Source organism: Amycolatopsis heterodermiae, from assembly GCF_034929455.1.
Lineage (GTDB): Bacteria > Actinomycetota > Actinomycetes > Mycobacteriales > Pseudonocardiaceae > Amycolatopsis > Amycolatopsis heterodermiae.
In genome coordinates this window covers 303,010-316,110 of sequence record NZ_JAYFSI010000009.1, presented here as the reverse complement: position 1 = coordinate 316,110, position 13,101 = coordinate 303,010, and the positions used below count along the sequence as shown (strand labels likewise).

General features: G+C 70.4%; 11 protein-coding genes. 2 read left to right on the top strand and 9 right to left on the bottom strand.

Annotated features, from left to right (window positions below; translation table 11 throughout):
* Positions 1-34 precede the first annotated feature (34 nt).
* The 3 genes from VA596_RS33705 to VA596_RS33695 all read right to left on the bottom strand — a co-directional run bounded on the left by VA596_RS33705 (position 35) and on the right by VA596_RS33695 (position 3,406).
* Complete coding sequence (locus VA596_RS33705) at positions 35-766, bottom strand: ABC transporter permease (protein WP_323332367.1); 732 nt, start codon at positions 764-766, stop codon at positions 35-37.
* Positions 763-1,671, bottom strand: coding sequence for an ABC transporter ATP-binding protein (locus VA596_RS33700; RefSeq protein WP_323332366.1), 909 nt, complete (start codon positions 1,669-1,671; stop codon positions 763-765). Before VA596_RS33700 ends, VA596_RS33705 begins: the two co-directional genes overlap by 4 nt.
* A gap of 157 nt (positions 1,672-1,828) precedes the next feature.
* Positions 1,829-3,406 carry an alpha/beta hydrolase gene (locus VA596_RS33695; RefSeq protein ID WP_323332365.1) on the bottom strand — a complete coding sequence of 526 codons (1,578 nt, stop codon included), beginning with the start codon at positions 3,404-3,406 and terminating at the stop codon, positions 1,829-1,831.
* 273 nt (positions 3,407-3,679) lie between these two features.
* Between VA596_RS33695 and VA596_RS33690 the strand changes: the two genes are divergently transcribed.
* On the top strand, positions 3,680-4,852 hold the full coding sequence (locus tag VA596_RS33690) for a macrolide family glycosyltransferase (RefSeq protein WP_323332364.1): 1,173 nt from the start codon (positions 3,680-3,682) through the stop codon (positions 4,850-4,852).
* On the opposite strand, the gene VA596_RS33685 is transcribed toward VA596_RS33690, so the two are convergent.
* Genes VA596_RS33685 through VA596_RS33660 form a run of 6 tightly spaced genes read right to left on the bottom strand, consistent with a single transcriptional unit; the run spans position 4,840 to position 11,263 of the window.
* Positions 4,840-6,534 carry a caspase family protein gene (locus VA596_RS33685; RefSeq protein WP_323332363.1) on the bottom strand — a complete coding sequence of 565 codons (1,695 nt, stop codon included), beginning with the start codon at positions 6,532-6,534 and terminating at the stop codon, positions 4,840-4,842. The genes VA596_RS33690 and VA596_RS33685 overlap by 13 nt on opposite strands.
* A gap of 2 nt (positions 6,535-6,536) precedes the next feature.
* Positions 6,537-6,920 (bottom strand): effector-associated constant component EACC1, encoded by a 384-nt coding sequence (locus VA596_RS33680; RefSeq protein WP_323332360.1) that lies wholly within the window; start codon positions 6,918-6,920, stop codon positions 6,537-6,539.
* A 52-nt stretch (positions 6,921-6,972) separates the two neighbouring features.
* A complete protein-coding gene (locus VA596_RS33675) occupies positions 6,973-8,691 on the bottom strand; it encodes an aminotransferase class V-fold PLP-dependent enzyme (protein WP_323332358.1) in 1,719 nt (572 codons plus the stop codon).
* Positions 8,688-9,455 carry an amino acid ABC transporter ATP-binding protein gene (locus VA596_RS33670; RefSeq protein WP_323332356.1) on the bottom strand — a complete coding sequence of 256 codons (768 nt, stop codon included), beginning with the start codon at positions 9,453-9,455 and terminating at the stop codon, positions 8,688-8,690. Before VA596_RS33670 ends, VA596_RS33675 begins: the two co-directional genes overlap by 4 nt.
* Positions 9,448-10,326 (bottom strand): amino acid ABC transporter permease, encoded by an 879-nt coding sequence (locus tag VA596_RS33665; RefSeq protein WP_323332354.1) that lies wholly within the window; start codon positions 10,324-10,326, stop codon positions 9,448-9,450. The genes VA596_RS33670 and VA596_RS33665 overlap by 8 nt, the downstream gene beginning before the upstream one ends.
* Positions 10,313-11,263: an ABC transporter substrate-binding protein gene (locus VA596_RS33660; protein ID WP_323332352.1), complete on the bottom strand. Its 951-nt coding sequence runs from the start codon at positions 11,261-11,263 to the stop codon at positions 10,313-10,315. Before VA596_RS33660 ends, VA596_RS33665 begins: the two co-directional genes overlap by 14 nt.
* A 795-nt stretch (positions 11,264-12,058) precedes the next feature.
* Between VA596_RS33660 and VA596_RS33655 the strand changes: the two genes are divergently transcribed.
* Positions 12,059-13,045 carry a Gfo/Idh/MocA family protein gene (locus VA596_RS33655; protein ID WP_323332350.1) on the top strand — a complete coding sequence of 329 codons (987 nt, stop codon included), beginning with the start codon at positions 12,059-12,061 and terminating at the stop codon, positions 13,043-13,045.
* Positions 13,046-13,101: the final 56 nt, after the last annotated feature.

Here is a 13,101-nt window from a genome sequence, read left to right as displayed (position 1 = left end):
GACCCCGCAGTACCGCACGGAAGTTAACACGCATTCACAGCCGCGCCGTGTCCAGCCGGAACCGGCGCACCACGATCAGGGCCGGGACGACCAGCCAGCCCGCGAGCACCAGCACCGCCAGGCCCATCCCGCCCGCGTGGGCCAGCGGTTCCAGGCCGACGCGGCCGAGCCAGAACGTCGGGAAGAAGTGGGCGAGCGTGGCCATCCAGTCCGGGAGGACGTACAGCGGGATCCACAGGCCACCGAGCATGCCCAGCGGCATCATCAGCGCGCCGGTGACCGCGCCGACCGTGTCGCCCTTGCCGAACAGGCCGATGGCCAGGCCGAGCACGGCGAACGGGAGCGTCCCGAGCCACAACGACACCAGCACGAGCCCCCACTGCGCGGCGCTCATCTCCACCCCCGTCGCCAGGCCCGCGGCGAACACCACCACGAGCACCGGCAGCGCCACCGCCATGGCCGAGATGATCTTGACGACCAGGTAGCCGGGTCCGCGCATCGGCGTCAGGCGCAGCTGCCGCTGCCAGCCGTCGGTGCGTTCCTGCGCGACCCGCGTGCCGGTGAACAGCGCACCGCCGCTCGCGCCGTACGCGGCGAGGTTGATCATGGTCTGGACGTCCGCCGGGAGGCCGTTCGGCGCGATCAGCTTGCCGAAGATCGAGCCGAACAGCAGGAACATGGCCACCGGCATGCCGATGGTGAAGATCGTGAACTGCGGGCTGCGGACGATCCGCTTGATCTCGAGGCTCAGGTACGTCGTGTTCACGCGACGGCTCCTTCGGTCTCGTCGGCGGTCAGGGCGAGGAACGCCTCTTCCAGGCCGAGCGCGGTGATTTCGATGTCGGCGGCGAGCGGGTGGGCGGCGAGCAGGGCGCGGATGGCGGCGTCGGAGTCGGCGCAGGCCAGCTCGGCGCGGCCGGCGCGGATCTGCACGCTCGTGACGCCGGGAAGAACGGCCAGGTCGGACTCGCCGGCGCCGGGCACGACGGCCTTCAGCACCCGCCCGGACACGGCGGCCCGGACCTCGGCGACCGGGCCGTCGGCGACGACCTTGCCGTGGCGCATCAGCACCACGCGGTCGGCGTAGTCCTCGGCCTCGGCGAGGTAGTGCGTCGCGAACAGCACGGTGCGGCCGGTGTCGGCGAACGCGCGGATGGACGTCCAGAAGGAGCGCCGCCCGTCGACGTCCATCGCGGCGGTGGGCTCGTCGAGCACGAGCAGCTGCGGGTCGCCGGCCAGGGCGAGCGCGAACCGGACGCGCTGCCGTTCGCCGCCGGAAAGCTTGCCGCAGCGGCGTTTCACGAGCTTCTCGAGCCCGGCACGGGCGATCACCTCGGCCGCCGGCAGCGGTTTGGCGTGCGTCGAGACGACCAGCGCGACGATCTCGCCGACGGTGACGTCCGGCAGCAGCGCGCCGTTCTGCATCATCGCGCCGACCAGCCCCCGGTCGACGGCCTCGCGCGGGCTTCCGCCGCCGACCGCAACCTCCCCCGCGTCCGGCTTGGTCAGGCCCAGCAGCATGTCGACGGTGGTCGACTTGCCCGCGCCGTTCGGCCCGAGCAGCGCGACGACCTCACCGCGCGCCACCTCGACGGTCACCCCGTCGACGGCCGTGACCTGACCGAATCGCTTCGTCAGGCCGTGGAGTGTGAACGCCGGTCCCCCGGTCATGGCGCTCTCCCTTCGTTCGTGGACTTTGCATCGCAAAGTCGGTCTGCACTTTGTAACACAAAGTCCGCGTAAGAACAAAGCCCCCGGCGTCGGAAAGCACGAAAAACGGGGTGCCGGGCACTGGGCCCGACACCCCGTCACACAGGGTTTGCGCAGGTCAGCCGGCGAACCGGCCCGAGACCAGACCCTGGGTGTCCGCCTTGGCCGCGGCGGCCGGAGCCGGCGCCGGGGGCGTCGGCTGGGGCAGCGGCGCGCACTCGACGTCGGCCGTGCGGCCCGGCTTGCGGGCCGGAAGCGCGCCCGTCGCCAGGTAGTCCGCGATCTTGTTGTCGACGCACGCGTTGCCGCGCGGGGTGATCGCGTGGCTTGTGCCCCCCGGCTCCGAGATCAGCGACGCGCCCGGGAAGCGGCTGCGGACCTCGAGGCTGCCCGGGAACGGCGTAGCCGCGTCCAGGGTCTCGTCGATCATCAGCACGCTCTGCACGCCGTGGCCGTCGACCTTCGTCGGCGTGCCCGGCTTCGCCGGCCAGTACAGGCACGGCGCGTTGAACCAGGCGTTCTGCCAGGTGAAGTACGGCGCCTTGGCGAAGGTCTTCCAGTTGTCGGCCTGCCACTGGTTCCAGCTCTTCGGCCACTGGACGTCCGAGCACTGGACGGCCAGGTACACCGCGTAGCCGTTGTCGTCGCCGAGGCCGCCGAACGCCTCGAACAGCGACTTCATCGTCGCCACGTCACCGTTGTTGACGAACTTCGACAGCGCGTCGCCGAGCAGCGTCCAGCGCAGCTGGTAGTAGGACGCCTGCTGGATGACGTCGATCAGCTCGTCCGAGCCGATGACCCCGCCCGCGGGGTGCAGCGCCAGCTTCAGCAGCTGCTCGTTCACCAGGTGCTGCACCGCCGACTGCGTCTTGCCCAGGTGGTAGACGTCGTCGTGCTGGGCGAGCCAGCCGAACCAGATCCGGATGTTGACGTCGAAGGCGACGTCCTGGTTCAGGTTGTCGCCGTACCAGACGCCGCGCGGGTCGACGGTCGAGTCGAGGACCATCCGGCGCACGTTCTGCGGGAACAGCGTGCCGTAGACCTGGCCGAGGTAGGTGCCGTAGGAGTAGCCGTAGAAGTTCAGCTGCTTCTGGCCGAGCGCCTTCCGGATGGAGTCCATGTCCTTGACCGTGTCGGTCGTCTTCATGTTCTGCAGCAGCGCGCGCGAGTTGTTCTTGGCGCAGGCGTCGGCGTACCCCTTGGCCCGGTTGAGCCAGGTGCGCTCGAGCTGCGGCGTCACCGGCACGTACTCCGGCCGGTCGTAGGTCATGTAGTTCGGGTCGCACGACAGCGCGGGCTTGCTCGAGCCGACCCCGCGCGGGTCGAAGCCGATCCAGTCGTAGGCGTCGCCGGCGTGGTTCGGCACCCGCGGGCCGCGGGTGGCCAGCAGCAGGCCGGATCCGCCGGGACCACCCGGGTTGGTCAGCATGACGCCCTGGTACTGGGCGTCCGCGACCTTGTGCTTGACGCGGCTGACGGCGAGCTGGACCTGCTCGCCGTTCGGCTTGGAGTAGTCGAGCGGGACCGGCAGGTACCCGCATTCGGCGCCGGCGGCCACCAGCGTCGGATCGGTACACGGCCCCCAGGCGATCGTCGCCTTGGCCGGGCTCGCGGGCGCGGCGGTCGCGGCCGGCGCGGCCACGAGCGCGGACGCCAGCGCGGCGGCGGCCACCGCGGCGATTACGGCACGTCTCACTGTTTTCTCCCTTTTCGGCTCCGACGAAAGCGGGTGAACCCTAGACCCGCGCCCGGGCCGGAGGTACCGCGAACGGTTGCCCGTCCCCGAATGCCCTACGAAAGGAGGAAATCGGGTGGCGCGCCGAATCGGACATCCCGTACGGTGCCGGTCATGATCTACTTCGTGCGCCCCCGCCGCGTCTGAGACGGCGTGACCGCAGGACCGCCCGCGTACCGGCCGGTCCCCCTCCTCTGCGCGCCGTCTGCCCTTCGTCCTTTCTGAAGGAGACTCATGCTGCGCAACCACATCGTCATGGTCGGCTGCACCGCGCCGAGCCACGTCTACCCGTCACTGGGGGTCATCACCGAGCTGGTGCGGCGCGGGCACCGCGTGTCCTACGTCGTCGGCTCGCCGCTGGCCGGGCTGGTCGCCCCGACCGGCGCCACGGTCGTCGAGCACCCGACGATCTTCCCGCTCGGCGAGGCCGCCGCGTGGCCGGACGACCCGGCCGACGCGATGCGCGTCTTCCTCGACGAGGCGATCGCCCTCCACCCGCGCTTGACGTCGGTCTTCGACGAAGACCGGCCCGACCTGCTGCTGCACGACATCGGCGGCCTGGGCGCGCCGCTGCTCGGGCACCGGTACGGCGTCCCCGCCGTGCAGCTGTCGCCGACGCTGGTCGCCTGGGAGGGCTACGACGAGGACATGGCCGAGGTGATGGACCCGATCAAGGCGTCACCGTCCGGAGTGGACTACGCCGCGACGTACAATTCTTGGTTACGTGCGAACGGAATCTCCAAGGACGCGTGGGCGTGGCTCGGCCACCCGGCGCGGGTCCTGTCGCTCATCCCCCGGGCAATGCAGCCACACGCGGACCGCGTCGGCCCGCACGTCCGGTTCGTCGGCCCCTGCCTGGACCCAGCGCGGCTGGCCGACCGGTCTTGGCAGCCGCCGTCGTCGGGCCGTCCGGTGCTGCTGGTGTCGTTCGGGACGGCGTACAACGACCAGCTCGACGTCTACCGGGCCTGCATCGAGGCGTTCGCCGCGGACTGGCACGTCGTGATGTCGCTGGGAAAGCACGTCTCACCTGCTTCGCTCGGGCCATTGCCTCCTTCGGTGGAGGTGTTCGCTTCGGTGCCACAGCTGGCGGTGCTGTCCGCGGCCTCGGCGTTCATCACGCACGCGGGAATGGGCGGCGCGACGGAGTCGCTGTGGTTCGGCGTCCCCACGGTGGCGATCCCCCAGGCCGCGGACCAGTTCGGCAACGCGGCCCAGCTGGAGGCGCTCGGAGTCGGACGGCACCTGCCGGCTTCTTCGGTGACCGCTGCGTCGTTGCGCGAAGCGGTCACCGGGGTGTCGTCGTCACCGTCGGTGGCCGCGCGACTGGCGTCGCTGAAGGCAGAAGTCCGCGGCCACGGCGGAGTCTCGGCGGCGGCGGACGCGGTGGAGTCCTATTTGGACTGACGCCCGATGGCGGCGAGGCCAAGACCGAGGAAGATCGCGAAAAGCAGCAGCAGGAGCAGGACGACCCAGTTGAACACATGCAAGCTCAGCAGGATCCCGGTCGCCAGAACGGCGGTCAACACGGCGGTCCCCAGGTAGAACCGGGTGTCGCGACCCGAGCTACTGGGTAGGTCCGGAGCCGGCGGGGCTGTCCGTTTCCCGGACGGTCCCGCCGGTCTCGCCCGGGCCATTGCGGGCGTTGCCCTTGCCGCGGGTGGCGAGACCGGCTTTGCCTTGGATGGCGCAACTTCGGACACGGCTTCCGGCTCCGCAACCGGCACAGCCGAAGGCACCGCCCTCTCCGCCGCCGGCACCACATCCACCGGCGACTTGCCCTGGCTCTCCGAGGCTTCAACCGTTGAATCCTCAGTCACTGACATTTCAGCAACTGGAATATCACTCACTGACATTTCAGTCGCCGGCATCTCATTACCGGGCCCCTCCCAGGCCGGGTCCCCTGCCGGCGGCTCGTTCTCCGGCAGTTCGTCCGCCACCACCGCGCCATCAACCTCAGGCAGCTCAGTCACTGACATTTCAGTGACCGGCACATCACCCGCTGACATTTCAGTAGCTGACATCTCAGTACCGGCCGTCGCCCACACCTGGGCCACCGCCGACGGCTTGTCCACCTGCGGCTCGTCCGCCACCGCCGCGCCACCGACCCCAGGCTGCTCAGCCACTGACATTTCAGCCACCGACATCTCAGCAGCCGCCACCCATGCCTGAGCCGCCGCCGAGACCGTCCGGCTGTCGTCGTCCACCAAGCGTCGGATCTCCGCCGATGTGCGCTCCCGGACCACCTCGTTCCCCACCCGGTTGAGCCGCCGCAACCCCTCCAGCGCCGTCAGCCGGTCCGAAGCGATCGGGCTCGCCAAGCCGTGCCTCAAGTACTCCGGCAACGTCCACCGAGGGTTGCGCGCCAGCACGATGCGACCCTCCACATCGGACTGGTGCTTCGGCCGCTGCCGCGGCATCTCCGCCACGACATGCTCGTGGACGTAGCTGTACAGCTCGTCGACCGTGACGTCACCATCACCGTCCAGATCGGCGCTGCCGTCGCGCAGCCCCGCCACCAGGTGCCGGGTGAACACCGAACGGGCCGCCGAACCGACCACCGCGTCACCCTCGAACGAGTACTGCGTCGCGTCGGACGCCGTGAGCACCGCGCGGCCGCGGCCCTGGAACCGCTCCAGCGTGTGCACGTCCGTGCCCGCCTTCGCCAGCTTCCCGGCCGGGAACGCGCCGCTGTAACAGCAGTCGAGCACCAGCACCTTCTGCCGCGACGCACAGCCCGCCAGCGCGCGCTCGACCTGGTCGGCCGCCAGCGCGGTGAACATCAGGCTCTCGCGGCGGGTGTTGGCCATCGCCAGGTAGAGACTCCCGTCGTCGTCCTTCACGCCGTGGCCGGTGAAGTACAGCAGCGTCAGCTCGTCGCGGCGCCGGCCGCGGTAGAACTCGCCGATGGCCTCGCCGACGACGTGGTGCGGCTGGTCGACCAGCGTCGTCACCTCGAAGCCCGCGATCGCCGGGTCGCTCAGCACCTCCGCCAGCGCGCGGGCGTCACCGCCGGGCGCGGTCAGCCGCCGCAACGCCGGGTCCGCGTACGTCTCGGTCGCGATCAGCAGCGCGTGCCGCCCCGGCACGGTCAGCCGTGCCGGCGGACGAAGGCGTCGATCAGCTGCTGCCGCTCGGCCGCCGTGGCGCGTTCCAGCTCGACGGTGTCGCCGTCGACCGTCACCTTGATCCGGTGCTTGCCCGGCTGGCGGCCGAGCCACTCGCGCAACGTCTCGACCAGGCCCGGAAACACGCCGCCGGCCGCGCTGAAGGCCACCACGAGCGAGCCGATCGTCACCGGGTCGGCGCCCTTCGCCCCCGCGGGCAGCTCCCCGTCGGGGACGGCGAACACGTCGACGTCCAGCTCGCCCAGCTCGGCCCGCAACCGCCGGGCGAGCCGGTCCAGCTCTTCGGCGTCGGCGTCGTCCTCCGCCTCCAGCCGCAGCAACGCCCGCCGCGTGTCCGGTTCGGTCATCGGCACATCGTCCGCCACGCCGCGGGCGCGGACAAGGTCCGATCGGGCAGCCTCAGGCGCGGATTTCGTTGAGGTAGTTGTAGATCGTGTAGCGGGTGACGTCGAGCCGCCCGGCCAGGTGGTCGACCGCGTCCTTGATCAGAAAATAACCCGCCTCGTCGAGCTCCCGCACCACCGCGGCCTTGTGCCGCTTCTTCATCAGGTCAACGGGAATCCCCGCCTTGCCGACCGCCCGGTCGACCAGGAACCGCTGCAGGCTGTCGACGTCCGGTGGGAAAGTCTCCGGCTCTCCGTTGCCCCCGGCCGAAGCGGCCGTGTCGACGCTGTTGACGCACAGGCACCCGACCGCGACACCGTCGGCGTCGCGCAGGAAGAGCGTCGACGAGCGGATCGCGCGGCCGTCCGGGCCGTGGGTGCGGTAGTTCGTCAGGTCCTGGGTGGTGCCGCGGCGGACCAGGCCGAGCAGCAGGTCCGTCATCGGTCCGCCGACGCTGCGGCCGGTCAGGTCGCCCGCGATCGCGACGATCGAGTCCGGCAGCCGGCTCAGGTCGTGCAGCAGCACCTCGTTGCCCGGGCCGAGCATCGCCGCGAGCCCCGGGATCGCCGGCACCAGCGCGGTCAGCACCTCGTGCGTCGTCGCGCCCGCGGCCGGGACGGCCAGGGGTTCCCGCGGCTTGGTCAGCGTCTCCAACGCCTCCCGCAGCAGGTCCGCGGCGGCGGCCGGAGTGGACGCGTGCGGCGAAAGCCGGACGTGCTCGGGCCGCACGGTCGCGGCGATCCCCGCGTTGGCCAGCGCCGCGCCGACCTGCTCGGCCGGGTGGCCGGGCAGCGTGAACGCCAGGATCCCGGCACGCCGTTCGGTCGCCGAGACGACCTCGGCGCCACAGGAGGCCAGGACATCCTCGAAGGAGCCGATCCGCTCCGCGATCCGCGCGGCGATGGCCCCGACCCCGGCGTCTTCGACCAGCTCCAGGGCCTCGGCGAACGCGCCGGACGTGATCGGGCTGAGGTTCGAGATCGACCAGGCCTGCGCAGTGACGTCCGGCGGGTGGATCTCGTCGTCGAACAGGCCGGGGTCACGCGCGCCGGTCCAGCCCGACAGCACCGGGTCCATCCGGTCCAGCGCCCGGTCCGACAGCACGGCGAAGCCGGTGCCCCAGCCCGCGCGCAGCCACTTCTGGCCGCCGACGACCAGGACGTCCGCGACCTCCCACGGCGCCTCGATCACGCCGAAGCCCTGGATGCCGTCGACGACCAGCAGCCGGTCGCCCACGACGTCGCGCAGGGCGGCGAGGTCGGCGCGGAACCCGGTGCGGAAGTCGACCGCGCTCACGCTGACGGTGGTGATCTCGGGCGTCAACGCCTCGGCGACCCGCTCGGGCGTCACGTAACCGCCGGTCAGGCGCCGGACGCGCAGGCGACCCGCTTGCTCGGCGCGGGCCCACGGATAGGTGTTGGCCGGGAACTCCGCGGCCGACACCAGGACGTCACCGCTGCTGTTGAACGCGGCCTGGAACAGGCCCAAGCTGGTGTGCGGCAACAGGACCGTGTGGTCGGTGTCCGAACCGGACAGTCGCGCGGCCGCGGCCTTGGCCCGGATCTCCTGCCGCATCAGCTCGTCCACAGTGGACGGGCCGGCCGTGGTGGCCTGGTCGAGCAGCGCGGCCGTCGTGTCGAGCACCGCGTGGGACGGCGGGCCGAACCGGGCGAAGTCGAGGTAGCCGGCGGGCTCGTCGAACTGGAGCAGGTACCGGGGCGAAATCCGCGTCACGCGAGGATCCTCGCCAGGAACTGCCGGGTGCGTTCGTGCTTCGGCGCGCTCAGGACCTGATCAGGCGGCCCGGTCTCGACGACGGCGCCGTCGGCCAGGAACACCACCTCGTCGGCGGCCTCCGCGGCGAAGCTCATCTCGTGCGTCACGACGACCATCGTCATCCCCTCCCCCGCCAACGTACTCATCACCTCGAGCACCTCGCCGACCAGCTCCGGGTCCAGCGCCGACGTCGGCTCGTCGAACAGCATCAGCTTGGGTTTCATCGCCAGCGACCGCGCGATCGCGACCCGCTGCTGCTGCCCGCCGGACAGCTGCGCCGGGTAGGCGTCACCGCGGTGCGCGAGGCCGACGCGGTCGAGCAGCTCGAGGCCCTGCTTGCGCGCCTCGTCCGATTTGAGGCCCAGTACCCGGATCGGGCCCTCGACGACGTTCTCCAACGCCGTCCGGTGCGCGAACAGGTTGAACCGCTGGAACACCATGCCGATGTCGCGGCGCTGGCGGGCGACGTCGCGTTCGCGCAGTTCGTACAGCTTGCCGCCGCGCTGCCGGTAGCCGATCGGCTCGCCGTCGACCCAGATCTGGCCGGCGTCGATCGTCTCCAGGTGGTTGATGCAGCGCAGGAACGTGCTCTTCCCGGCGCCGGACGGCCCGAGCAGGCAGACGACCTGTCCCTTGTGGACCTCCAGGTCGATGCCGCCGAGGACTTCCGTGTGGCCGTAGGACTTCCGGACGCCGACCGCGCGCAGCAGTGGTTCAGACACGGGCACTCCTCACCAGCGGCACGCCGCGCAACGCCTTGCCGGCGCGGGCGAGCGGCCCGCGATCGGCCTGGCCGAACGCGCGTTCCAGGTAGTGCTGCCCGACCCCGGCCACGGTCACCACGACCATGTACCAGACGGCCGCGGCCAGCAGCGTCTCCATCACGAGCAGGTTGTTCGACGAGATGTTGTTGGCCGCGTGGATCAGCTCGGTCACGCCGATCACCGACGCCATCGACGTGCCCTTGAGCATGTTGATGAAGTCGTTGCCGGTCGGCGGGATGATCACGCGCATCGCCTGCGGCAGCACGACCCGGCGCAGCGTCGCGGCGGGCGTCATGCCGATCGACTTCGCCGCTTCGGTCTGTCCACTGTCGACACTGTTCAGCCCGGCGCGCACGATCTCGGCCATGTACGCGCTTTCGTTGAGCGCGAGGCCGAGGAACGCCGCGGTGAACGCGCTGATCAGCACATTCGTCGGCGCGTCGACCAGGAACGGGATGTGGATCACCGGGAAGACGAGCGCCAGGTTGTACCAGAGCAGGATCTGCAGCAGCACCGGAAGGCCGCGGAAGATCCAGATGTAGCCGGCGGCGAACCACCGGGCGACCGGGTTGGCGCTGCGGCGCAGCAGGGCGATGACGATGCCGAGCACGATCGCGACGGCTTGGGAAAGAACGGCGAGGACGACGGTGTTGAGCAGCCCGGTCGCCATCACCTTGAAGAAGACGAAGTCCGGGACCTGGCTCCACTCGATCTGCGCGTTGCCGAGCGCGATGCCCAGCAGCACGAGCAGCGCCAGGATCACGACGGCGGCGACCCACCGGCCCCAATGGCGGAGCCGGACAATGGGCAGTGGTTCAGGAGCCACCATTGACCGCGGCCTCCTTGATGGCGCCCTGGTCGACACCCCAGGCCTGCAGGATCTTGCCGTAGGTGCCGTCGGTGATGAGCGCCTGAAGGGCCTTCTGCACGGAGTCCGTCAGCGGCTTGTTCTGCTTGTTGACCCCGATGCCGTACGGCCCGCCCTCGATCGGCTCACCGGGGACGACCTCGAAGAACTTGCCGTCGCCGGCCGTCCGCGAGATGTAGACGGCGCTGGGCAGGTCGTTGAGGATCGCCGCGACGCGCCCGGTGCGCAGCTGGTTCTGGTTCTGGTTGTCGCTGTCGGTCGCCGTGACGTTCACCGCGGGCTTCCCGGCCTGGGTGCACTTCGTGCTCTGCGTCGCGGCGAACTTCTGGTGACTGGTCCCCTGCACGACGGCGACGTTCTTGCCGCACAGCGTGTCCGGCCCGGTGATCCCGTCCGGGTTGCCCTTGCGGGTCATGATCGTGATGCCGGAGGTGAAGTAGTCGACGAAGTCGATCTGCGCCTGGCGGGCCTTGGTGTCGTTCATCCCGGCCATGGTGAGGTCGATGCGGCCGGACTGGAGGCTGGTGATGAGCGAGCCGAAGGCCATGTCCTGGTGCGTCACGGTCACCCCGAGCTTGGCCGCGATCGCCTTGGCGAGATCGACCTCGTACCCGATCGGCGTCTTGCCATCGACAGCGTAGAAGTTGCTGGGCGCGGACTGCAGGTTCGACGCCAGGTGCAGCACCCCGGCCTGCTTGACGTTCGCCGGAAGAGCGGCATTGAGCTGGGCATCCTTCTGCACACCCTGGACGATGGCGGCGGTATCGGGAATGCCGGAAGCGGGCGCACCGGGAGCCTGCGAGGTCCCACCGGCACCGTCGGGGCCACCACCACAGGCGGTCACCAGCACGGCCAGGCTCGCGAGCAACACCGCCTGGACTGCACGGGAACGGGACATAGCGGACCTCCACTGTTCGGCTGGGCGGAACGGTACAACTCGTTGTTGAAGAGGTCAACTGGCTGTTGAAATCTGTCTTGGTCACGGTGGCTTGAGTGGTCCGCTCGTGCCCGGCCGGGGATGCTCGAACGGCCCGTTGGTGACGCCACTGGGCACGAACGGGCCGTTGGCGACACCGCTGCGGCACGAACGGTCCGTTCGCGACCGTCACTGGGGCGCGAGCGGCCCTTTGATGACGACCACTGCGGGCACGAACGGCCCACTGGTGACCACCAAGGATGCGAACGGCCCTTTGGTACCTCCGCCGAGGTGCGAACGGCCCGTTGGCGACCCACCGCCAGAGAGCGAATGGCCCTCTGGCGATCGCGGGCGTGCGCGAACGGTCCGTTGGCGACCGGCGCGAGGCGCGAACGGTCCACTGGTGAGGCCGGGGGTGCGCGAACGGCCCGTTCGCAACCACCGCAGGGGCACGAGCGGCCCGTTCGCGACCGCCCCCAGCGCACCAACGGGCCAGCAGCGACCACAACCAAGGCACGAACGGACCGCTCGCGCCCATCCGAGTGCAGCAAAAGCGCACCAACGGGCCGTTGGTGCGCTCCGCCAAGGCACGAACGGGCCACCGGCGACATCACCGCCGAGCCACGAACGGCCCGCTCGCGCCCCCAAGCGCACCAACGGGCCGTTCGCGCACCCCCGGCCGAGGCACGAACGGTCCGTTCGCGACCAAAACAGCACGAAAGGACCGTTCGCCCAGCTGACAACCAGACCCAAACCCACCACTGCTAGCTTCGCGCCATGAGCCTGCGGATCGGCATCCTGGGTGCGGCCCGGATCGCACCCACCGCCCTGGTCAAGCCCGCTTCAACCAACGCTGGCGTCGACGTCGTGGCAGTGGCCGCCCGTGACGCCAACCGGGCACAAGCGTTTGCCACCAAGCACGGCATCCCCCGGACCCACTCCTCCTACGAGGCCCTGCTAGACGACCCCGACGTCGACGCCGTCTACAACCCGTTGCCGAACGGTCTCCACGGACGGTGGACCAAAGCGGCGCTGGCAGCCGGCAAGCACGTCCTGTGCGAGAAGCCCTTCACCGCCAACGCGGCCGAGGCCCGCGAGATCGCCGATCTGGCCGCCGGCTCGGACCGCGTCGTGATGGAGGCCTTCCACTACCGCTACCACCCGCTCGCCCTGCGGGTGGAAGAGATCGTCGCGTCGGGTGAGCTGGGTGAGCTCCAGCGCGTCGAGACCGCCTTGTGCTTCCCGCTGCCCAAGTTCTCCGACATCCGCTACAACTACGACCTCGCGGGCGGTGCGACGATGGACGCCGGCTGCTACGCCGTCCACATGGCCCGCACCTTCGGCGGCGGCGAGACCCCGGAAGTCGTTTCGGCACAGGCGAAACTCCGTGACGCGAAGATCGACCGCGCGATGACGGCCGAGCTGCGCTACCCGTCCGGCCACACAGGCCGGGTCCAGTGCTCGATGTGGTCGTCGGCCGTGCTGAAGATCAGCGCGAAGGTCACCGGCTCGCAGGGGTCGCTGAGCGTGCTCAACCCCGCGTCGCCGCAGGTGTACCACCGCCTGACGGTCCGAACCAGCGGCGCCCGCCGCGTCGAGCGGCTCCCGCGGCGGGCGTCCTACGACTACCAGCTGGACGCCTTCGCGGCGGCGGTCCTCGAAGGCGCGCCGGTGAAGACGTCGGCCGAGGACGCCGTGAAGACGATGAGCGTGATCGACGCGATCTACCGCGCCGCCGGGCTGCCGCTGCGCGAACCGAGCTGAGCCCGGACGTCGGCGAGGCCTCCGGATGGTCCGCGGCCAGGCCGATTCCCCGCACC